This is a genomic window from Actinomyces gerencseriae DSM 6844 (genome assembly GCF_000429265.1).
Taxonomy (GTDB): domain Bacteria; phylum Actinomycetota; class Actinomycetes; order Actinomycetales; family Actinomycetaceae; genus Actinomyces; species Actinomyces gerencseriae.
The window spans coordinates 73,571-94,864 of record NZ_KE386871.1 but is presented as its reverse complement, the minus strand read 5'-3'; the positions used below and the strand labels follow the sequence as shown (position 1 = coordinate 94,864).

General features: G+C 71.1%; 16 protein-coding genes. 11 read left to right on the top strand and 5 right to left on the bottom strand.

The genetic code is table 11. From position 1 onward, the window contains the following. Positions 1-23: 23 nt before the first annotated feature. On the bottom strand, positions 24-1,652 hold the full coding sequence (locus G448_RS16140) for an MDR family MFS transporter (RefSeq protein WP_084436630.1): 1,629 nt from the start codon (positions 1,650-1,652) through the stop codon (positions 24-26). A gap of 455 nt (positions 1,653-2,107) precedes the next feature. Here G448_RS16140 and G448_RS0109920 point away from each other — a divergent pair, with 455 nt between their 5' ends. From G448_RS0109920 to G448_RS0109905, 4 genes are all read left to right on the top strand, one after another. Further along, a complete protein-coding gene (locus G448_RS0109920; protein ID WP_026407846.1) occupies positions 2,108-3,406 on the top strand; it encodes an ABC transporter substrate-binding protein in 1,299 nt (432 codons plus the stop codon). A 101-nt stretch (positions 3,407-3,507) separates the two neighbouring features. Next, complete coding sequence (locus G448_RS0109915) at positions 3,508-4,569, top strand: carbohydrate ABC transporter permease (protein ID WP_026407845.1); 1,062 nt, start codon at positions 3,508-3,510, stop codon at positions 4,567-4,569. Positions 4,570-4,571: 2 nt separating this feature from the next. Further along, complete coding sequence (locus G448_RS0109910) at positions 4,572-5,462, top strand: carbohydrate ABC transporter permease (RefSeq protein ID WP_026407844.1); 891 nt, start codon at positions 4,572-4,574, stop codon at positions 5,460-5,462. Positions 5,463-5,542: 80 nt separating this feature from the next. After that, positions 5,543-6,583 carry a LacI family DNA-binding transcriptional regulator gene (locus G448_RS0109905; RefSeq protein ID WP_026407843.1) on the top strand — a complete coding sequence of 347 codons (1,041 nt, stop codon included), beginning with the start codon at positions 5,543-5,545 and terminating at the stop codon, positions 6,581-6,583. Here G448_RS0109905 and G448_RS0109900 read toward each other — a convergent pair. The 3 genes from G448_RS0109900 to G448_RS0109890 form a co-directional block, all read right to left on the bottom strand. Next, positions 6,555-7,427 (bottom strand): SDR family oxidoreductase, encoded by an 873-nt coding sequence (locus G448_RS0109900; protein WP_026407842.1) that lies wholly within the window; start codon positions 7,425-7,427, stop codon positions 6,555-6,557. The two genes, G448_RS0109905 and G448_RS0109900, sit on opposite strands and share 29 nt — an antisense overlap. After that, positions 7,424-9,979, bottom strand: a complete 2,556-nt coding sequence (locus tag G448_RS16135) for a glycoside hydrolase family 31 protein (RefSeq protein ID WP_034495028.1) — start codon at positions 9,977-9,979, stop codon at positions 7,424-7,426. Before G448_RS16135 ends, G448_RS0109900 begins: the two co-directional genes overlap by 4 nt. A gap of 246 nt (positions 9,980-10,225) precedes the next feature. Further along, on the bottom strand, positions 10,226-11,431 hold the full coding sequence (locus G448_RS0109890) for an ROK family transcriptional regulator (protein ID WP_084436694.1): 1,206 nt from the start codon (positions 11,429-11,431) through the stop codon (positions 10,226-10,228). A 204-nt stretch (positions 11,432-11,635) separates the two neighbouring features. On the opposite strand from G448_RS0109890, the gene G448_RS0109885 reads away from it, so the two are divergent. Next, the gene (locus G448_RS0109885) at positions 11,636-13,492 is read left to right on the top strand and encodes an alpha-glucosidase (protein ID WP_026407840.1); all 1,857 of its coding nucleotides are present in this window, start codon (positions 11,636-11,638) and stop codon (positions 13,490-13,492) included. Positions 13,493-13,563: 71 nt separating this feature from the next. Here the strand turns inward: G448_RS0109885 and G448_RS16130 are convergent, their stop codons facing one another. After that, complete coding sequence (locus G448_RS16130; protein WP_051268894.1) at positions 13,564-14,874, bottom strand: chloride channel protein; 1,311 nt, start codon at positions 14,872-14,874, stop codon at positions 13,564-13,566. Positions 14,875-15,102: 228 nt separating this feature from the next. On the opposite strand from G448_RS16130, the gene G448_RS19025 reads away from it, so the two are divergent. From G448_RS19025 to G448_RS0109850, 6 genes are all read left to right on the top strand, one after another. Further along, positions 15,103-16,362 carry an MFS transporter gene (locus G448_RS19025; protein WP_051268893.1) on the top strand — a complete coding sequence of 420 codons (1,260 nt, stop codon included), beginning with the start codon at positions 15,103-15,105 and terminating at the stop codon, positions 16,360-16,362. Positions 16,363-16,469: 107 nt separating this feature from the next. Then, complete coding sequence (locus G448_RS0109870) at positions 16,470-17,708, top strand: sensor histidine kinase (RefSeq protein ID WP_026407839.1); 1,239 nt, start codon at positions 16,470-16,472, stop codon at positions 17,706-17,708. Further along, positions 17,705-18,391 (top strand): response regulator, encoded by a 687-nt coding sequence (locus tag G448_RS0109865; protein WP_026407838.1) that lies wholly within the window; start codon positions 17,705-17,707, stop codon positions 18,389-18,391. The genes G448_RS0109870 and G448_RS0109865 overlap by 4 nt, the downstream gene beginning before the upstream one ends. 192 nt (positions 18,392-18,583) lie before the next feature. Further along, positions 18,584-19,492, top strand: coding sequence for an ATP-binding cassette domain-containing protein (locus G448_RS0109860; protein ID WP_026407837.1), 909 nt, complete (start codon positions 18,584-18,586; stop codon positions 19,490-19,492). Next, a complete protein-coding gene (locus tag G448_RS0109855) occupies positions 19,489-20,256 on the top strand; it encodes an ABC transporter permease (protein WP_026407836.1) in 768 nt (255 codons plus the stop codon). Before G448_RS0109860 ends, G448_RS0109855 begins: the two co-directional genes overlap by 4 nt. Before the next feature lies 1 nt (position 20,257). Further along, a complete protein-coding gene (locus tag G448_RS0109850; RefSeq protein ID WP_026407835.1) occupies positions 20,258-21,004 on the top strand; it encodes an ABC transporter permease in 747 nt (248 codons plus the stop codon). The last annotated feature ends 290 nt before the right edge of the window (positions 21,005-21,294 follow it).

Genomic DNA, 21,294 nt, shown 5'->3' with positions numbered 1-21,294 from the left:
GTGCGGCGGTGTCGCCCGTCAGCCTAATCGTCCGAGCGGTCGGCGACCAGGGGGTCGGTCGCGGCCAGCTCCTCCTCGATCTGCTCCAGCCCGGTCCTGGTCGACAGCGGCAGGGGGCGGAACAGGCTGCTGATACCGGCGGCCACGAGCAGGACCGGGGCCAGCCCCAGCAGGACCGGCGCCAGGGCGTCCGCGTAGGCCAGGTGCACGGCGTCGGCCGTGGTCGCATCCAGCGCCCGCACCGAGTCGGGGGTCACCGTGGACACGCTGCCCTGGTCGAAGCCGATGAGCGTCAGGGACGTCGTCAGCCGGTGGGTGAACAGGACCCCGATGATCGAGTTGCCCAGTGAGACGCCGATCTCGCGGAAGAAGTTGTTCGTGCTGGTGGCGGTGCCGAGCATGGAGGCGGGCAGGGCGTTCTGGATGATCAGGACGCTCAGCTGGAGGAACATCCCGATGCCGAGCTGGAGGACGAACATGCCCACGCCGATCCACCACACCGGCGCTGCGGGCGGCACGGAGCCGAGGACGACCATTCCGGCCGCGCCGAGCAGCGAGCCGAGGATCGGGAAGGCCTTGTAGCGCCCGGTGCGGGTGACCAGGGTGCCCGAGATCGTGGCGCCGATGAACATGCCGACGCTGCCGGGCACGAGCAGCAGGCCGGACGCCGTGGCCGAGACCCCGTAGACCATCTGCAGATAGGTCGGCAGGTAGCCGTTGATGCCGAACAGGCAGGCGCACATGAGCACCGCCACGACGGTGGCGACCACGAAGGTGTGGTTGGTGAGGATCCGCGGGGGCAGGACGGGGTCGGAAGCGCGTCGCTCGACCGGGACCAGGAGCGTCCAGGAGGCGGCGGTGAGGATCTCCAGGCCGATGATGACCGGGCTGGACCAGGCGTGGGTCGTGCCGCCCCAGGTGGCGATCAGCACGACGCCGGTCGAGCCGGCGGCGCTGAGCGCCAGCCCCGCCCAGTCGATGGTGAAGGCGCGGGTTCGTCGGGGAGAGCGCAGGGCGATGGCGACGGCGACCCAGGCGAACACCCCGAAGGGCAGGAAGAACCAGAAGATCCACCGCCAGCCGAAGGAGTCGGTGAGCCAGCCACCCAGCAGCGGGCCGAGGATCGCGGCGATGCCGAACATGGCTCCCATGGGCGCCATGTAGGTGCCGCGCACGCGCGGCGGGATGAGGTCGCCGGTGATCGCCTGGGAGGAGATCATGAGAGCGCCGCCCCCCAGGCCCTGGAGGAAGCGCGCGGCCGTGAAGAGCAGCATGGACGGCGCGAAGCCGCACAGCGCCGAGCCGCCGATGAACAGGATGATGCCGGTCAGGTACAGGTGTTTGCGGCCGATGACGTCGCCGAGCTTGCCGGTGACGGGCATGGCCAGAGTCTGGGCGATGGTGTAGAAGGTGATCGCCCAGGACATGCGGGACACCCCACCGAGGTCACCGATGATCACGGGCAGCGCGGTGGCGACGACCGTGTGGTACATGGCCGTGAGGAACATGACCATCATGAGGCACACGTAGATGACCCAGAACCGGCGATCGGGCCGGAAGGTCATGGTCTCGATCGGGGCGGTGCCGGACGCGGCGCCCTGCGGGGCGATCGAGTCCGCCGGCGGATCGGGCTCGGATACTGCGGTGCTCATCGACTCTCCTCGGAGCGCGGGACGACGGCCTCGTCGGCGGGGCCGGTCCACCGCGCTCCGCCCATTCTGCCAAACGGTTGGTTCGGGGGCGCGGGCGGATGGGAGCCGCGGAGCTCCCCGGAACGGGATCGGTGCGCCGGCTCCGCCGCTCGGAACCGATCTCGCGCCGGAACTGAACCGATCTCGCGCCGGAACTGAACCGATCTCGGTGCGGAACTCGACCGATCTCGGCGGGGTGGGGGCCCTCGGAGCGGGCGAGCGGACTCCGGAGCGGATGGTCGGGGAATGATGGAGCAGAAGATAACGAATTGATAACGGTCCAGCCGTTCGGGCATCGGCCGGGCGGGTTGCGTCCTAGCGTTGCCCACGCCACGTTGTCGACGCGCGTCGACAACGGATCTTCCCACGACACGTCCGCCATGCCCTGTCATGGCGTTTCAAGGAGGAAACTACAGATGGCTACCTCGCTCCCACGGCGTCGGTTCATCCAGGGCTCCGCCCTCGTCGCGGCCCTCGGTGCCGCGGCCTCCTGCTCCAAAGGCGACTCCGGTGGAGGCGGCGCGACCGCCGACTTCTCCGGCACGGGCCCGATCACCTGGGTTCAGGGCAAGGACTTCTCCGGGGGCATGGTGCAGGCCCACCTCGATGAGTGGAACGAGCAGAACCCGGATGAGCAGGTCACGCTCATCGAGCTCTCCGAGTCGGCGGACCAGCAGCGTCAGTCCCTCATCAACAACGCCCAGACCCAGTCCGACGCCTACGACGTCATCTCCGTGGACGTCGTGTGGGTCGCCGAGTTCGCCGCCAACCAGTGGATCCTCGAGCTGCCCATGGACGATCTCAGGAACGACGACATCATTCAGCCGGTCTGGGACGCCGGTTGCTACCGGGACAAGCTCTTCGCCATGCCCTACGTGACCGACGCCCCGCTCATGTACTACCGCAAGGATCTCCTCGCCGAGGCCGGCGTGGAGGTGCCCACCACCTGGGACGGGATCAAGTCCGCCGTCGATGCCGTGCGCGCGCTGCCCGGGCATGAGGACATCGGCGGCTTCGGCGGGCAGCTCTCCAAGTACGAGGGGCTGACGTGCTGCACCGCGGAGTTCATCCACACCGCCGGCGGCGACTTCTTGGACGACGAGGGCCAGGTCGTCGTCAACTCACCGGAGTCCATCAAGGGCCTGCAGAACCTCATGGACGGCTTCAAGGACGGTTACATTCCTTCCGAGGCCAGAGAGTGGAATGAGGAGAAGAGCCGTGCCGCCTTCGAGAGGGGGAGCCTGGTCTTCCAGCGCCAGTGGCCCTTCCAGTACGCCAACAACCTCCAGAACCTCGGCGCGGACAAGTTCGACGTGGCCGCCCTGCCCAGCATCGACGGCAAGAGCTTCGTGCCCACCCTGGGCGGGCACTACTGCGGCGTCTCGGCCTTCTCGAAGAACAAGGCGACCGCTCTGAAGTTCATCCAGTGGTGGACCACCAAGGAGTCCGAGCAGTACATGCTCGACAAGCAGTCGAACGCGCCCATCCTCGGCTCCCTGTACGAGGACTCCGAGATGCTTCAGAAGTACCCCTACCTGCCGACTCTGCGCGCCTCCCTCGACGCCGCCGAGGCCCGTCCCAAGGCCGTGGCCTACGGGGACGTGACGGCGGCGATCCAGGACGCCGTCTTCCCGACGATTCAGACGGACTCCACCACCACAGCCGAGCAGGCCATCACCGGCCTCGAGGAGGCCCTGAAGAAGCTCCAGGCCTGAGCGCCCGACCCTCACCGGTGGCGCCGCCTTGAAAGAGGCGGCGCCACCGGTGAGGGCGCGTCGAGGCCCTGGTCAAGAGCACTGGCACGAGAGAAGCACTCATGAGCACAACGTCGTCGTCCTCGCCGGCGGCCGTCAACCGCCGGTCCAAGTCCAGCAGGGCGCAATCGCGCCTCGCGTGGCTACTCATCTCCCCCACCGTCCTCGTCCTGACGGTCGTCATCATCATCCCCGTCCTCCAGTCCCTGCAGCAGTCGCTGTACGGCAAGGCGGGCCTGGACAAGGAGACCGGATTCGTCTCCAAGGTCGAACCCTTCGTCGGCCTGAAGAACTACACCGACATCGTCACCTCCGCGGGCGAGCGGTTCTGGACCGCCGCCTGGAACACGACGCTCTTCGGCGTCGTCACCGTCGTCCTGGAGACGGTTCTGGGCATCGCCATGGCGCTCATCATGCACAAGGCGATGCGGGGCCGCGGCTTCGTGCGCGCCGCCATCCTGGTGCCGTGGGCCATCCCCACCGCCGTCTCCGCCATCCTGTGGGGATGGATCTTCAACCAGGACGGCATCGCCAACGTGGTCCTCGGCCAGCACATCATGTGGGCCTCGGGAAACGCCTCGGCCAAGGCTGCGATCATCATCGCCGACGTGTGGAAGACGGCCCCCTACATCGGGCTGCTCACCCTCGCCGGGCTCCAGGTCATCCCGGACGAGGTGTACGAGGCCGCCAAGATCGACGGGGCGAACGCCTGGAGGCGCTTCACCAGCATCACCCTCCCGCTGGTCAAGCCCGCGCTCGCCGTCGCCGTCCTCTTCCGCGCCCTCGACGCCCTGCGCATGTTCGACCTGCCCTACATCCTCATCGGCGCGCGCAAGAGCTCGGTCGAGACGATCTCCATGCTCGTCCAGGACGAGGCCTCCAACCTCCGGTACGGGTCCGCGGCCGCGTACGCCCTCATCCTGTTCCTGTACGTCTTCATCTTCGCCTTCGCCTTCGTCAGGATCACCGGCGCCGACCTCGGGGCGAGCGTGGAGAGGAAGAGGAGGAGGGGCGGTAAGCTGCCGGCCTCCGTCTTCCTGCCCAAGCGGCGTCCGACGTCGGGGGCCGTCCCCGAGTCCGCCCAGTCCACTCCCTCCACCCCCTCCTCCGGCGTCAGGAGCTAGGCATGAGCACCGCAACCGCCACCACCTCGTCCCCAGCGGCGCAGGGCGTCGCGCAGAACAGGAAGAAGACCTCGTGGGCCGGGATCTGGTCCACCGTCGGCATCGGCTTCATCGTCATCTACTGCCTGGCGCCCTTCTACTGGATGGTCGTGTCGTCCCTGCGGACGGACAGCGAGATCTTCGAGAACAGCTGGTGGCCGCGCCACCCCTCCCTGGAGAACTACGAGGCGGTGTTCTCCTCCAAGAACAACTTCGGCCAGGGGCTGGTCAACTCCCTCATCGTGTCGATCGTCGTCACGATCGTGGCGCTGGCGGTCGCGACCTTCGCCTCCTACGCGCTGGCCCGGCTCGACTTCCGCGGCAAGGGCCTCCTGCTGCTCGTCGTGCTGGCCACCTCGATGTTCCCGCTCGTGGCGATCATCGTGCCGCTGCTGAAGAACTTCTCCGACTGGGGATGGATCAACACCTACCAGGCGATGATCATCCCCGACCTGTCCTTCTCCCTGCCGCTGGCGGTGTGGAACCTGACCAGCTTCTTCCGGCAGATGCCCCAGGAGCTCGAGCAGTCGGCCATGGTCGATGGCTGCACCCCGGGTCAGGCCTTCCGCAAGGTCATCCTCCCGATCGCCGCGCCCGGCATCTTCACCACGGCGATCATCATCTTCATCGGCGCCTGGAACGAGTTCCTCGTCGCCGTCACGATGATCAACAACCCCGCCATGCAGCCCGCCACCGTGCTGCTGTCGAAGTTCACCGGCGCCTCGCAGTTCAACACGCCCTTCGGCTCCCAGATGGCGGCGGGCGTCGTCATGACCCTGCCGCTGGTCGTCATGGTGCTGCTCTTCCAGCGCCGCATCGTCGCCGGTCTGGCCGCCGGTGGCATCAAGCAGTGAGATCCGTCGGGGGCGCGCCGGCCAGTGCGCCCCCGACGGCTTCCGCCGCTCGGGATCGGAGCGCCGACGGGGGAGCCGGCATGCCGGCCACGCGAGCTGACGTCGCTCGACTGGCCGGCGTCTCCCCGTCGACCGTCACCTACGTGCTCACCGGGAAGCGCACGACCAGCGAGCGCACCCGGGAACGGGTGCTTCGCGCCGTCCAGCAGCTGGGCTACCACCCCAACAGTCATGCCTCGGTGCTCGCGGCCCGTTCCGTGCGCAGCGTGGGCGTGCTGTTCCGCATGCAGCCCAGAGCCATCGACGTCGATGACTCGGGCTACGTCGGAGGCCTCAGGGCGCGTCTGGAGACCGAGGGGATCCGGGTCTTCACCCCCCTGGTGCGGGCGCGCGATACTCGCGAGGACCTGCGTGCGCTGGTGCACTCCCGGGCGCTGGACGCGGCCGTGCTCATGGACGTCACGCCCGGCGACGAGCGGGAGCGGTTCCTGCGCGATGAGGTCCCGGTGGTGCTCATCGGCGCCTCGGGCGCTGCCGGGGGCGACGGGGTGGACGCGGACTTCGAGCAGATGGTGGACCTGGCCGTCTCCCACCTGACGGCGCTGGGGCATCGACGCGTGCTGTACCTGGCCCGTCGCACCACTCGCGACCTCGCCAACGTCTACCGCGCCCAGTCCCGGGCCATGAGCGGGGTCGCGCGCGCCCGCGGTGTCGAGGTGCTGCGCCGTCCGGTGGAGGACAACGCCATCGCCGGGGCCGCCATGCTGAGGGACGGACGTCTCGGCGACGGCTGCACGGCCGTGGTGTCGAGCAACCCCGTGGCCCTGGAGGGCCTCCTGGCCGCGGCCTGGTCGTACGGCGTGGATGTGCCCGGGGACCTGTCGGTCGTCGCACTCGGGCTGGCCGTGCCCCGGGACCCCGGGGGAGCCCTGGTGACCGAGGTCTGCGTCGATCGGGCCGCCGTGGGACGCCGGGCCGGCGAGCTGCTCCTGCGGCGACTGGCCGAGCCGCGGGCGGCCCCCGAGCGCCTCACCATGGGCGCGGCGCTGATCGACCGCGGCTCGGTCGCCGCGCCCGGGCCGGCCGCCGCCATCAGCGACGGAAACCGCCCTCGGCGCTGATGACCTGGCCGGTCACCCAGGAGGCGTCATCGGTGAGCAGCCAGCAGATGAGGCGGGCCGGATCCTGTGGCCGGGCCGTGCGACCCGAGGGGAACATGGCGTCGACCGCGCGCAGTGTCGCGGCGTCCATGTAGCCGGTGTCCACCGGGCCGGGGTTGACGGTGTTGAGGCGGATCCCCCGCTCGGCCAGGCCCGCGGCGAGCGAGGGCGTGATCCCGGCCAGGGCCGCCTTGGCGGTGCAGTAGGCGATCTCCTCGGGCATGGGCCCCAGGCCCTGGCCGGAGGTCATGAGCACGACCGATCCCCGCAGGACTGCGCTTCCAGCGCCTCCGCCGCTCTCACGGCTCCCGCCGCCGGGCTCCGCCTCGTGGCGGTCGGCGGCGTGCTCGGCGTAGGCCTGCACGAGCAGCAGCGAGGCCCGCGCGTCCACGGCCCAGTGGTGGTCGAGGTCGGCCGCGGTGATCCGCTCCAGGGCGCCATCGCGACCGGATGACGCCTGGTTGCACACGAGGGCATCGACGGTGCCGAGGGATCGGACCGCGTACTCGATGACGGCCTGCGGCGCCCCGGGGTCGCGGACGTCGGCCTCGATGTCGATGAGCTGCGCCCCGGCCACCAGGTGACCTCGTACGGAGTCGAGCGTCGCCCCGACGGAGTCGGCGCCCCAGGGCTGCTCGGCGTCGTGGGGGGAGAAGTGGTGGCACAGCAGTGATGCGCCGAGATCGGCGGCCCGGCAGGCGACGGCGTGCCCGATGCCCGCGCGTCGGCTCACCCCGGTGACGACGACGGTGCGACCGGCCAGGGGAAGCCCGGGGCTCGGGGCGGGAGACGGGCCGGAGCTCACGGAGCCTCCTGTCCGTCGGCGCCGGCCCCGGAGGCCCCGGCGACCTCGGTGACGGCAGCCAGGACGTCGTCGGGGAGACCGGCCGCCCGCAGGCCGCCCAGGAGGGCTCCGCCCCTCGCCCCCGAGGCGACGACCCGCCAGGCCGCGTCCTTGGTCTCATAGGCGATCCGGACGGGTTCGAGGATGGAGAGGATCTCGTCGGCCGTGGACGGCGGCTCGGTGCGCACTCCGGCCAGGAGGAGCTCGACGCCGTCGGCGGGGCGAACGGCCCCCAGGACGATGTCGGTGCCAGCGCCCAGCGTGAAGCCGTCCGCCTCCCGGCGCGCGACGACCGGTTCCCGCTGCGCCCCGCCGGCCCCGCTCGAGCTCGCGCGCAGCCGAGCGCCGCTCGCGGACAGGAGGCGGATCGTGACCTCGCGCTCGGCGGGGACGATGCCGTCGGGCCCCTCCTGCACGATCGTCAGACGGGCCGTGGCGGCCCGCTCGTCCCAGGACAGCGAGAAGCGGGTGCGCACGACGGCGTCCGCTCCCGGCTCGGGGGAGCCGTCGTCCTCCTCCAGGACGAACTCGCCGTCGGCACCCGGCACCACCAGGACCGACAGGCTGCGGGGGTTGTCCCCGGCCGCCTCGCCGATGTCCCCGGCGGTGACGATGAGGCTCCCGGCCCGGGCGAGCACCGGGACGCGATCCAGGGGACGGGACAGGACGAGCGAGCGCCCGTCGTCGGTCGGCGCCTCGTAGCGTCGTCCGGTGGGCAGGTCGAACCAGGTGCCCCGGGGCAGCCACGCCCGCTCCTGGGCCAGGGCGCTGACCGGGTCGGCCCTGTGGACGACGGGCACGACGAGCAGGTCCCCGAAGAGGAACTCGGTGCGGTTGGAGTAGGCGCCCGGCGTCCGGGGCGCATCGTGGTAGACGGGGCGCACGGGCGCGGTGCCCTCGGCATGGGCGCGGCGCGCCCAGGTGTACAGGTAGGGCACGAGGCGGTGGCGCAGCCGCAGGTGGGCGCTCATGGTGGCGCGGGCGTCGCGGCTGTAGCGCCACGGCTCCTTGGAGTTGAACACCGAGTCCGTCGAGTGGAGGCGGTTGATGGGGGAGAAGCAGCCCAGCTGGACCCAGCGGGCCGCCATCTCGTCGTCGTGATGGCCGAACATGTGCCCGCCGATGTCGTTGGACCACCAGTAGTAGCCGATGTTCGCGGCGGTGGCCGTGAACTCGGGCTGGAAGCGCAGCGAGTCCCAGGTGGTGATGGTGTCCCCGGAGAAGCCGACGGGCGTGCGGTGGCTGGAGGCGTCGGCGAAGCGGGAGAAGGTGACGGGACGACGGCGGTAGTGCTCCGGCCGACCGTCCGCCCCGGAACGGGTGCGCAGGCGCCCGGAGTCCAGGTAGTGGATGTGGTTGAGCATCCACAGCGGGTCCAGGCCCGGGATGTCGGTGTCGCCGCCCTGCTGCCAGTCGAGCCACCAGAAGTCGACGCCCTCGTCCTCCAGAGGGTGGTGGACCTCCTCGAGGTAGGCGGCGGTGAAGTCCTTGTCACCGATGTTGAAGGCGATGGCCTCGCCCGAGGCCGGGTCCCCGCCGAGCCGGCGCATCATCGGTTCGTAGGCCCTCTCATGGCGCCGGATGCCGGCGGCGGGGTGAAGATTGAGGGTGACCTGCATGCCGCGGTCGTGCAGGGCGTCCAGGAAGCGCCCGGGATCGGGGAAGAGCTCGGGGTCCCAGGTGTAGCCGGTCCACCCGTTGCCGATCGCCGGGTCGATGTCCACCAGGTGCCAGTCCATGTCGAGCACGGCCACGGAGAAGGGGAGGCCCTCGGCCGCGAAGCGGTCCATGAGGGCGAGGTAGGACTCCTCGGTGTAGCGGTGGTAGCGGCTCCACCAGTTGCCCAGGAGGGCTCGCGGGATCAGCGGGGTGGGTCCGGTCAGGGCGAAGAGGTCGCGCAGGGCCCGCCCGTAGTCCTGTCCGTAGCCGAAGAGGTACAGGTCGTGGTCGCCGGTCGAGCCGTCGATGGGGCTCGCGCCCGGGCGCGGCCGGACCCACTGGTCCTCCTGGAGGAGCAGGGACGCGGAGTCGTCGATGACCGCCAGGCCCGTCAGGGAGAGGACGCCGGGGCCCAGACGCGCCCGGCCGTCGATGTCGTCGAGTGTGCGGCAGGTGCCGCCCAGGTTGGTCGGGAACATCTCGTCGGGGTCCCACTCGTCCCCGAACCGCCAGGTCCCGCCGTGCAGGTTGACGACCGCGGTGCGCATGGTCACGCTCAGCCCCGAGCGTGAGAAGCCCCGTGAGGGCTGGTAGGTCAGGTGGAGGTGCTCGGTGAGGATCTCGACGCGGTCCTCGCCGCGGCGCACGTCGAAGGCGGGCGCCTCCCCCAGGTCGCGGGAGACGACCAGCTGGGTGGCGGCGTCGGTGAACGCGCCGGATGCGGAGCGCTCCATGCGGATGAGCCGATCGGTCAGGACGGTGAAGCGGACGTCGTCGCCCACGCGGACGACGGCCTCCGGCCGGGCGGGAGCCGGGCGGGGCTCCGCAGGGGCGTCGGACAGGGGGGAGGACACTGATTTCAACCCTTCGCTGCTGGTGTCGCGACGCCCGCGACGAGGTGTCCGCGGGCGGTCGTGCGAGCGTTGCCGATGAGAGGAGACGCACATACCGTACCGGGCGATGCGCGGCGCGGGCGGACCGGGCGGCCGGGTGTCCTGGGTGTCCCGGATGCCCCGGATGCCCCGGATGCCCCGGATGCCCCGGATGCCCCGGATGCCACAGGACGTCGCCGGAGCGGATGCCTCGGACGCTCCGGGGTGCTACAGGCGGCCCTGGACCCGTGCCCTCAGCGCCAGCGCCGCCGCTCCCCGGGCCCAGCCGACGCGGTCGTGCTCGCGCACGACGATGTTGATGGGGGCCGCGTCGGGACGTCTGACCGACGCCACGCCGATCATCACCTGGTCCTCGAACAGGGCCGCCGCCTCGGCCCGCTCGCCCGCCACCACGACGACGTCGGGCAGCGTGAAAGCGGCCGCCATGGCGATGAGGCGGCCGATGCGCCGCGCGTAGGACGAGCAGATCGTCACCGCGCTCGCCTCGCCCCGCCTCGCCAGGTCCACGATCTGGGCGGCGGGCAGCGGGGAACGACTCCGCCGCCCCTGCCGCGCCCGCAGTCCCCGTTGCGCCCGCTCCGCCCACGCGCGCTCGATGGCCGGACTGGTCAGGCAGTCCATCGCCGGGAGAGAGGTCGCCGGCCGGCCGCCGTCGGGGACCGGGACCCCGCCTATGAGGCCGAGCTCGGCGTCCGGCGTCGTGACGACCTCGCCGTCCACGACCAGCCCGAGGCCGACGCCGGCGCCGACCGTGAGCAGGGCCAGGCGATCGTGCTCGCGTCCCGCGCCGAACCAGGCCTCCTGCAGGGTGAGCGCCACCAGGTCGTTGCCGACGGTTGTCGGCGCATGCAGCCGCTCCTCGACGAGCTCGGCCAGGGGCACCTGGTTCCATCCCAGGAACGCGGCGTCGGCGACCGTGCGCCCCGCGGTGGTGGCGCCGCCCAGGCTCACCCCGGCGCAGGACGGGGCGGGGGCGTCCGGCCCGGAGCGGGACAGCTCGGTCGCGGCGTCGGCCAGTGCCGTGACGGCGTCGGCGGGGGCGTGGCCGGGCAGGGCGCGGCGCGTCGTGGCCAGGACGTTCAGGTGCAGATCGGTGAGCACCGCGGTCAGGGCCTCACCGGACAGGTTCACCCCGATCATGGTCTCCGCCTCGGCGCGCACCTCCAGAGGGGACTGGGGACGCCCCATCCCGGTCGGACGCTCAGTGCGGGCGATGAGGAGTCCGCAGTCCACGAGTGGAGCGGTCAGACGCGTGATCGAGCCGGGCGAGATGCCCACGATCCTCATGATCTCGGGACGGGACAGGCGGCCGTGGCGCAGCAGGGCCAGGACGATCGCCCGCTGGGTGTCGCTGAGCCCCGCCCACGGACCGGGCTCGCGGGAACCGCGAGGGTCTGATCGTGCGTCCGCCATGGCGGCATTCTGCCCGACGGGGCATCGGCTCCGGACCATCGGCGCGTCACGTCGAGATCGGTCGAGTTCCGTGCCGAGATCGGTCGAGTTCCGCGTCGAGATCGGTCCGCTTCCGTACTGGCATCGGTCCTGAGGCGGCAGCGCGCCCGTCAGCGCCGAGTCGCCGTCGCCCTCGCGCTGTCCGAACCCGTAGGGTCTGCACCTATGAGCCACTCCTCCCTCGTTCCCCAGCCCCGCCACGTCGGCGACGACGCCGACTGGTGGCGCCGCGCCGTCGTCTACCAGGTCTACCCCCGCTCCTTCCAGGACACCGACGCCGACGGCGTCGGCGACATCCCCGGCATCACCCGCCGTCTCGACCACCTCGACGCGCTCGGCGTCGACGTCGTGTGGCTGAGCCCCGTCTACCGGTCGCCTCAGGACGACAACGGCTACGACATCTCCGACTACGAGGACATCGACCCGCTCTTCGGGACCCTCGACGACCTCGACGAGCTCATCGCGGGCCTCCACGCGCGCGGCATGCGTCTGATGATGGACCTGGTGGTCAACCACACCAGCGATGAGCATGACTGGTTCCGCGCCTCGCGCGCCTCGAAGGACGCCCCCGAGCGCGACTGGTACATCTGGCGGCCCGCCCGCGACGTCCCCGGCCTGGAGCCCGGCCAGCCCGGCACCGAGCCCACGAACTGGGGGTCCTTCTTCTCCGGATCCGCCTGGGCCTGGGACTCCGGCAGCGGCGAGTTCTACCTCCACCTGTTCTCCACCAAGCAGCCCGACCTGAACTGGGAGAACGAGGACGTCCGCCGCGCCGTCCACGAGATGATGCGCCGGTGGCTGGACCGGGGCGTCGACGGCTTCCGCATGGACGTCATCAACTTCATCTCCAAGACCTACCCGCTGGCCGACGGTGTCGAGCACGACGGCGACCTGTTCGGCGACGGCGCCTCCCTGGTGGTCAACGGGCCTCGCATTCACGAGTTCCTCCACGAGATGAACGAGGCGGTCCTCGCACCACGAGGCGGTCACGTCATCACCGTCGGGGAGATGCCGGGGGCCACCCTGGCCGAGGCGCCGCTCTACACCGACCCGTCGCGGGCCGAGGTCGACATGGTCTTCCAGTTCGAGCACGTGGACCTGGCGAACGGCCCGGGAGGCAAGTTCGACCCCCGGCCCGTGGATCGCGTCGTCCTGAAGAGGAACCTCGCCGACTGGCAGGCGGCGCTGGCCCCCGAGACGGACGAGTCGGGGCGCATCACCCGTGAGAGGGGATGGAACTCCACCTACTGGGACAACCACGACCAGCCCCGCGCCGTCTCCCGCTTCGGCGACGACGACCCCGCCTGGCGGGAGCTCAGCGCCAAGACCCTCGCCTCGATCCTCCACATGCACCGCGGCACGCCCTACGTCTACCAGGGCGAGGAGATCGGCCAGACCAACACGGTCCTCACCGGCATCGACTCCTATCGGGACCTGGAGTCCATCAACCACTACCACGAGCGGGTGAGCGCGGGCGACGACCCGGAGGCGGTCCTGGCGAGTCTGCTGGTCAACTCGCGCGACAACGCCCGCACTCCCGTCCAGTGGGACGCCGGTGCGCAGGCGGGCTTCACCGAGGGGACGCCGTGGATCGACGTGACCCCGAACCACACCGAGGTCAACGCCGCGAGCCAGGTGGGGGTGTCGGGAAGCGTCTTCGAGCACTACCGGGCGCTCATCGCCCTGCGGCACGACGACGACGCCGCGGCGCTGGGCACCTTCCGCCTGCTCGACGCCGATGACGCCGGGTCCTGGACGATCCTGCGCGAGTTCGTGGGCGATGACGGCCAGCGCGAGCAGCTCCTGCTGCTGGCCTCCTGCGCGCGCGAGGGGCTGGAGACGGGGGAGGGCTCCGCGCTGCGACGGCGGCTGTCGGCCGAGGGGCTGGACCTGGGGGAGTGGAGCGGCGCCGAGCGGGTGCTCCTCGCCTCGCTGCCGGCCGAGGAGGCCACCACCTCCGGCACGGGTGCGCCCGCGCGCCTGGGCGGCTGGGACTCGGTCATCCTGCGCCGTACCGTGTGACGGGCTCGGGCGGCCGGGGCCGCTCGGGCGCTCGTCGTCCGGCGCGGGGGCCGGACCGATCTCGACGCGGATCACGACCGATCTCGGTGCGGAACCGAACCGATCTCGGCGAAGGAGAAGAAGGAGGTCGACCACCAGCAGGCGGTCCCGACCACGACCATGAGCGCCAGCACCCATGGTTCGGGGCGCGCGAGCTCCCACACGAAGAGCGTGCCGAACACGGGGGCGCGCTGGGTGATGGCCAGCACCGCTCCCGCCCCCACCAGCGCGAGTACCGGCGCACTCGCCTCCCAGCCCGCCAGGCGCGCCAGCCCCGCGATCACGGCCCCCGCGCTGCCGCCCAGGGCGAAGGACGGCGCCAGCAGTCCGCCCGTGGCCCCGGCCCCCAGCGTCGCTCCGGTGAGCAGCGGCTTGAGCAGCACCACGCCGCTCAGCGCCACCAGCGCCGTCGGCGTCGCGGGGGACAGCAGCGCCGCCTCCAGGGCGTCCCTGCCGTTCCCCGGCAGGACGGGCAGCCACAGCGAGGCCGCGCCCGTGAGCAGGCCCGCCGCGCCGATGCCCGCCGGCAGCGCCCAGGTATTCGGAACCCGGTGCGCCTTGAACCAGTCCCATAGTCGGCGCGCCCCCGCGCCGAGCACCATGAGCGCCGGAGCCGCCGCCAGGGCCGTCAGGATCGTGGCGGTCGTCGGCCCGCCGACGGCGATGTCGAAGGTCGGGCGGCCGTGGGAGTGCAGCCACGAGACGGCCGTCGCGATCAGACTCACCGGCAGTGCCAGTCGCATCCCGCGACGCCGGGTCCCCGCCGCCATGGTGATCTCGACCGCGAAGGCCGTCCCGCCCAGGGGCACGTCGTACATGGCCGCCAGTCCGGCGCCCGCCGCCGCGGCGACGAGCAGGGTCGTGGCGGGCGGCTCCAGGCCCAGCCGCCGCGCGAGCCGGGCGGCTGCGGCGCCCGCCATGAGGCGCGGCGCCCCCTCGCGGCCCACGGAGTTGCCGGCGCCCACGGTGAGCACCTGCAGCACGCCGTCGGCGAAGGGGCGCACGAGCCCCATCCGCCGAGCGGTGGTCCCCGAGCCGTCCCTCACGGCCGTCTCGACTCCGACGACGCCGCCGGTGGCGCGCTCCCACCACCACAGTGCCCCCGCCAGGGCCCCGCCGACGGCGGGCGCGAGCACGCGCCGCCACACCGGGGCGGCCTCGACGCGCTCGGGCAACGCCCCCTCGCGAACCCCGTAGAAGAGCCACTCGAAGCCCTCGAGCAGCCGGGCCATGGCGATGCCGATGAGACCTGCCGCCGCACCCGCCAGCACGACGGCGACCAGGAGGCGCGCCGTCCGGTTCGCACGGCTGCGCGGCGGGGGAGGAGCGGGGGACGACGTCATCGGGGAGACGATATGACGACTCCGACGACTTCATGAGGGCTCCGGCCCGCGGAGCCCCGACTCGGCCCGCGAGCGCCGTCACCGGGCCCGCACGCCCGCACGCCCGACTCGCCGGTGCCGACCGCCGGGCGGATGACACTGCTAGCCTGAGCCCGCCCGTTCGCCGGCGGGACCCGGAGGCCCCGCGCTGCGCCTCCCGCGCCTCCCGGTCCCCGATCAAGACTCCGCATGACCTTCACCACCACGCGTCGCGCCGCCTACGCCAGCTTCGTCGTCCAGGCGATCGTCAACAACCTGGCGCCGCTGCTCTTCGTCGTCTTCCACGCCCGGCTCGGCATCGATGTCGCTCGGCTCGGCCTGCTCGCCGGCCTCAACTTCCTCGTCCAGCTGCTCACGGATCTGGCCGCGGTCAAGGTCGTCGACCGCGTCGGCTACCGCGCCCCGATGGTGCTGGCGCATGCCCTGGCCGCACTCGGCCTGGTGCTCATGGCGCTGCTCCCGCAGCTGCTCGCCTCGCCATTCGCGGGACTGTGCCTGGCCGCCGTCGTCTACGCCATCGGCGGCGGACTCATCGAGGTCCTCGCGAGCCCGGTCGTCGAGCACCTGCCCGCCGAGCCCGGGCGGTCCAAGGAGTCGGGCATGGCCCTGCTCCACTCCTTCTACTGCTGGGGGCAGCTGAGCGTGGTCGTGGCCTCCACCGCTCTGCTGACCGTCCTCGGCATGGGCGCCTGGTGGGCGCTGCCACTGGTGTGGGCGGCCGTTCCCGCCGTCAACGCGGTGCTCATGACGCGCGTGCCCGTGCCGGCCACCGTGCCCGATCACGAGCGGACGTCTCTGATCGGCCTCGTGGGCTCCCCGGTCTTCCTCCTGGTTCTGCTGCTCATGGCCGCGGGCGGCGCCTCCGAGCTCACCATGAGCCAGTGGTCGAGCTTCTTCGCCCAGCAGGCCACCGGGGTGCCCAAGGCGGTCGGGGACCTGCTGGGCCCCGGTCTGTTCGCCCTGCTCATGGCGCTGGGGCGCACGGCCTACGGGCTGCTGGGCGAGCGCGTCCCCCTGCGCGGCGCGCTCATCGCCAGCGGTGCGGGCGCGGCCGCCTGCTACGTGGTGACGGCGTCGTCCCCCGCTCCCGCGGCCAGCCTGGTCGCCTGCGCGCTCACGGGACTGTGCGTGGCCCTCATGTGGCCCGGCGCGACCTCCCTGGCGGCCGCCCGCTTCCCGGCGGGGGGCGGTGCCATGTTCGCCATGCTGGCGCTCGCCGGCGACGTCGGCGCCGCCGCCGGGCCCTCGGCCGCCGGAGCGATCGCGGACGCCGCTGGCACGGCCTCCGCCGGCGCACCGGGACGGCTCGCGGCTCTCCTGCCGCCCGACGCCGGAACGGGACTGCGCCCCGCCCTGCTCGTGTGCTGCCTCGTCCCGGTCGTCTTCGCGGTATCCGTGTGGACTGTCGGGCGCTTGTCGGACACCGCCTGCTCGCCTGCTTCAGACTGATTCTTCCAGGTCGCCGAGCTCGGTTCTTCGTGCTTCGAGGTGTGGTGGGCGGGGGCGCGTTGCGACGGCACGTGCAGCGGCGGGCGCATTGGCCGTAGCCTGCGGGCATGGAGTGCTCGCCTCAGCCGGTGCCGGTCTCGCCGGTCCCGCGGACGGTCGCCGAGCCGTGGCCGCAGCGCTGGTTGGCGCGGCACCGCTCGGCCGTCGATCTGGTGGTTCTCTCCCTCGTCCTGGCCTACAACCAGATTGTTATGCCCACCGTCGTGACAACCGCCTCGGGTCTGTGGATGGCGGAGGGTCTCTGCGCGGGCCTCGGGCTTTGCTGGCTGCTCCGGCGCCGCTCCGCTCGGGTCGCTTTCACGGTGATGATCTGCTTCGCCTGGATTCAGCCCGTCGTGGATCCGGGTGCCGGCGTCCTTCCCATCGATATCCTGCTGGTGCTCGAGGTCCACCATCTGGCGAGCACCCAGCGATGGACGTGGTCCCTGCCCGCTGCGGCGCTCGTCGTCGTCTGGGTCCTGGTGGCATTCGTCCCCGTCGTCACGACGGGGTACAGCCGGCTGAGCCTGCCCGCGCTGTGCGCTGTCACGGTGGTGTGGGCCTGGACCGCCGGCGCACTCCAGCGCATGCGCCGCGCCCACCTGATCGCACTGACGCGCAACACCGAGTATCGGCTGCGCGAGGCCGAGATGCGCCGCGAGCAGGTGGAGCGGGAGGAGCGCTCCCGGATCGCCCGCGAGATCCACGACATCGTCTCCCACAGCCTGGGAATCATGACCGTCGTCGCCGACGGCGCAGCGGCGACCGCGCCCTCGGACCCCAGCCGGGCGGCCGAGGCCATGCTCCGCGTTCGTGACACCGGGCGGGAGGCGCTGGCGCAGATGCGCCGGATGCTGACCGCCCTGCGTGGTGAGGACCGGCCCCGACTCGCCCCTCAGCCCGGCCTGCAGGATCTCGAGGACCTGGTCGCCGAGGCCGGCGAGACCGGGATCCCGGTCCGCCTCGAGGTCTCCGACTCCCTGGACCTGCCGGAGGAGCTCGGCCCGACCGTCTACCGCCTGGTCCAGGAGGGGCTGAGCAACGTACGCCGGCACGCGGGCGCCGTCACTCGCGTGGAGGCCCGTGTGCACCGCGCGGACACGACGCCGGAGAGTCTGGTCATCGAGGTGCTCGACGACGGCGCAAGCTCGCCGGCTCCGTCGTCGGGCGGCCCTGCCGGGTACGGCCTGGTGGGGATTCGGGAGCGCGTCGCCTCCCACGGAGGCAGCCTCGAGGCGGGAGCTCGGCCGGATGGAGGCTTCCGTTTGCGCGCCGTCCTGCCGCTGGGCGCTCAAGAGGATGCATGATCCTGCGAATCGCACTCGTCGATGACCAGGAGATGTACCGGCTCGGCTTCCGCATGCTTCTGGAGACCCGGGAGGAGGTGGAGGTCGTCGGCGAGGCCGACGACGGGCGATCGGCCCTCGACCTGCTCGCCCGGGTGAAGGCCGACGTCGTCCTCATGGATGTGCGCATGCCGGGCATGAACGGCATCGAGGCGACTCGCCGAATCGTGGAGAGCGGCACCGACGGGCCCAAGGTGATTGTTCTGACCACCTTCGACCTCGATGAGTACGCCTACGAGGCGATCCGGGCCGGTGCTGGCGGCTTCCTTCTCAAGGATGCCTCCTTGGACGAGCTCATGGCCGCGATTCGCCACGTGCATGCCGGGGACGCGGTGATGGCTCCCTCCACCACCCGGCGACTCATGGAGCGCTTCATGTCCCCGCCTCCGGCCTTCGACGGTGGTGCGCACGGGGCTCGGACATTGGAGAACCTGACCGCGCGCGAGCGCGAGGTCCTCGCCCTGCTCGCCCGCGGGCTGTCCAACGAAGGCATCGGCCGGGACCTGTCGGTGGCTGAGGGGACGGTGCGCGTCCACGTCAGTCGGATCCTGGGCAAGCTGGGGCTGCGGGATCGGGCGCAGGCGGTTGTGCTCGCCTACGAGTCGGGGCTGGTCCTCCCAGGGGGTCGGCAAGGTCGGTTTTAAGCGGGTCGGTCGGTGGGGGATGGTTCGTGCGGGGCCTTGGCCAGTGCCGGGGTGTATGACGCACCGATTTCGCCGAGGCCCTGCTGGTCCTCCCCTCGGAGGAGCGTGGTGCCGGGCCGTAAGCACAGCGCATAGACGGGTCTGAGTCCCGGGGTGGAGGCGGATCCGCGGTCGTGCGGGAAGGCTCGACCCATGAGCGATCTCGTGCAGACCACTGATCTCATCAAGCGTTACGGACGGCGGACCGTCGTCGATCACCTCAACCTGCGCGTGCCCGAGGGCGCCGTCTACGGCTTCCTCGGGCCCAACGGCTCGGGCAAGTCCACGACCATGAAGATGCTGCTGTCCCTCGTGCAACCCACCGCGGGCAGGGTCCTCATCGGTGGCGAGCCCATGACCCGTCGTACCCGACGGCGCCACCTGGCCCGCATCGGTTCCCTCATCGAATCCCCACCGGGTTACGGGCACCTCACCGGTGCCCAGAACATGCGAATCATCCAGCGTCTGCTGGGAATCCCCGACCAGCACGTGGAGCGAGCTGTGAGCGCCGTTCGACTGGGCGGGCAGATGAACAAGCGGGTTCGCGACTACTCCCTGGGCATGAAACAACGCCTGGGAATCGCCATGGCGCTTGTTCGCTGGCCCTCGCTGCTCATTCTCGACGAGCCGACCAATGGGCTTGATCCTGCCGGAATCAAGGAGATCCGCCGACTCCTGGCATCATTGGCGTCCAGCGGAATCACGGTCATGGTCTCCTCCCACAGCCTGGGGGAGATCGATCGCATTGCGACTGTTCTGGGTATCATGTCGCACGGCAGGCTCCTCTTCCAGGGCACGCGTGCGGAGCTCATGAGCGCTTCCGCACCGGATACGCTCCTCGACTGCTCGGACCCGTATGCTGCCGCTCGTCTTCTGACCGCCCAGGGGCGCGCGCCCATTCGCGAGCACACGCTCCTGCGCGTCCCGAATCTCACCCGTGAAACCACAGCCGACGTCGTGGCCCTTCTGGTTCGTGAGGGCATCGGCGTGCACGGAGTGCGCCAGGAGGAGCAGAGCCTGGAGGACGTCTTCATGGCTCTTACTCGAGGAGGTGGACTGTGACCACCTCCATGACTGTTCGCACTCTGCGCAACGAGTACGCCAAGATGCGTCACCTGCGCATTGGCCTCGTAGCCGCTCTCCTCCTGCTCGGGGTCGCCGCACTCACCGTTCTGACGGCGATGAACTCGGGGCTGATCGACCACCGGGCCGATGCCGATGGCTATGGGTGGAAGCTCCTCATGGTCAGTCTCCACGGCGCTGTCACGCTCGCCGCACCACTCCTTCTCGCCGTCATGGCGAGCCGCCAGGTGGAGATTGAGCACTCGGGACACGGATGGGTGTCGACCTCGATGGCGGGCGCTACTCCAGGTCGACTCTGCCGGGCGAAGCTCCTCGCCCTCGGGGTCCTCATCTCACCGATGCCGGTGGCCTGGGGTGCACTCGTGCTCATTATTGGACGCGGCATCGGCATCACGGCGCCGGCGCCCGCGGAGCGACTGTGCTGTCAGCTCATCTGCCTCGCAATCATCAATCTCGCCGTGCTGGGCGCGCAGCTACTCGCCTCGGCCCGGACGGAGAATCAGCTCGGGCCGCTGGCGCTGGGGCTCGCCGGTATCCTTCTGAGCACCTTCTCCCAGGTCATGCCACTGTGGGCGCGGTTCTTGAGCCCGTGGACCGCCTACGGGCTCATCGTCCCCGCTGACTTCGTCGGCCCGACCCTCGTCGACCTCGATTGTCACCCGGTGAAGCTGATTGTTCTTGCTGGTATCGGCGGCGCGGTCTTCCTGGCCATCACCGCGCGCTTCGACCGTCGGGAGATCTGACATGGAACCTGTCATCATCGAGATCCTCAAGCTGCGACGCTCAGCGAGCTGGGGCGTGGTTCTGGTGCTGCCGGTGGCATCTGTCCTCAGCGCGTGCGTCATCGTCCGGCCCACCGACTGGCAGCTCTTGTGGATACGCTCCGTCGGCTTCTACGGCATGGCCCTCCTCCCAGTGTCCCTCGCCGTTCTCGCATCCCTCGTCTGGCGCGTCGATCACCAGGGCTCCAACTGGAATGCCCTCATGAGCTCCTCCGTGCCCACATGGAGAACGGTCGCGGCCAAGGCCATCGCTGCCTGGCTTCCTGCAGCTGTCATGCAGCTCGTTCTGGTTCTGGCTTCAGCCGCCGTCGGTTCACTCGTCCTCGGCCTCCCGGGCGTCCTGCCGGTACGGTGCCTGGCCGCGGGAGCGCTTATCGCCGTGGCCTGTGCGCCGGCGTGCGCCCTCCAGACGGGCCTGTCAGCCTTCACTCGTTCCTTCGCCCTGCCCGTTGCGGTCGGTCTGGTACTGACGGGAGCTGGTACCACGATGCTGCTCGTGCACGTCCCGGTGGCCTGGTTGCTGCCCCAAGCACTGGTGACCAGGACGACGCAGATCGGGGCGGTCGATGAGGGGGCGGCGACCTCCTTCGCAGTCCAGGACCTCACCTGGGTCAGCGCCATCTCCACAATCGGGGCGTGCGCCGCCCTGAGCGTCGTCATCGTCATCATCACCTCCATGGTGCTCGATCGCACCGACGCTCGGGGGTGAGGAGGAGAGGACGCCTCTGCGCGACTTTCTGCGATGCCGTTCGGTGCCACGGTCTCATCTCACGGCCCGAGGCCCGGGAACCGGTTCCCGGACCTCGGGCCTCGGGCCTCGGGCCGTGACGGTATCGCCGGCGTGGAGGAGGCGCCGAGGCCGCGCGCCCTCGGGCGCGGAACGGTCCGGGCGGCGGGCGCTTGTACCCTCACACGGCGTCAAGGGCTAGAGTGCGGGGCGTCCCTGCGGCACCGCCGCCGTGATCGGTCCCTCCTCCCTCGCCGGAGCCCGGTCGCACC

Excerpts from the sequence above, each read along its gene's own strand:
- G448_RS16140 (WP_084436630.1), bottom strand. The coding sequence starts at position 1,652 with ATGAGCACCGCAGTATCCGAGCCCGATCCGCCGGCGGACTCGATCGCC.
- G448_RS0109920 (WP_026407846.1), top strand. The coding sequence starts at position 2,108 with ATGGCTACCTCGCTCCCACGGCGTCGGTTCATCCAGGGCTCCGCCCTC.
- G448_RS0109915 (WP_026407845.1), top strand. The coding sequence starts at position 3,508 with ATGAGCACAACGTCGTCGTCCTCGCCGGCGGCCGTCAACCGCCGGTCC.
- G448_RS0109910 (WP_026407844.1), top strand. The coding sequence starts at position 4,572 with ATGAGCACCGCAACCGCCACCACCTCGTCCCCAGCGGCGCAGGGCGTC.
- G448_RS0109905 (WP_026407843.1), top strand. The coding sequence starts at position 5,543 with ATGCCGGCCACGCGAGCTGACGTCGCTCGACTGGCCGGCGTCTCCCCG.
- G448_RS0109890 (WP_084436694.1), bottom strand. The coding sequence starts at position 11,431 with ATGGCGGACGCACGATCAGACCCTCGCGGTTCCCGCGAGCCCGGTCCG.
- G448_RS0109885 (WP_026407840.1), top strand. The coding sequence starts at position 11,636 with ATGAGCCACTCCTCCCTCGTTCCCCAGCCCCGCCACGTCGGCGACGAC.
- G448_RS16130 (WP_051268894.1), bottom strand. The coding sequence starts at position 14,874 with ATGACGTCGTCCCCCGCTCCTCCCCCGCCGCGCAGCCGTGCGAACCGG.
- G448_RS19025 (WP_051268893.1), top strand. The coding sequence starts at position 15,103 with ATGACCTTCACCACCACGCGTCGCGCCGCCTACGCCAGCTTCGTCGTC.
- G448_RS0109870 (WP_026407839.1), top strand. The coding sequence starts at position 16,470 with ATGGAGTGCTCGCCTCAGCCGGTGCCGGTCTCGCCGGTCCCGCGGACG.
- G448_RS0109865 (WP_026407838.1), top strand. The coding sequence starts at position 17,705 with ATGATCCTGCGAATCGCACTCGTCGATGACCAGGAGATGTACCGGCTC.
- G448_RS0109860 (WP_026407837.1), top strand. The coding sequence starts at position 18,584 with ATGAGCGATCTCGTGCAGACCACTGATCTCATCAAGCGTTACGGACGG.
- G448_RS0109850 (WP_026407835.1), top strand. The coding sequence starts at position 20,258 with ATGGAACCTGTCATCATCGAGATCCTCAAGCTGCGACGCTCAGCGAGC.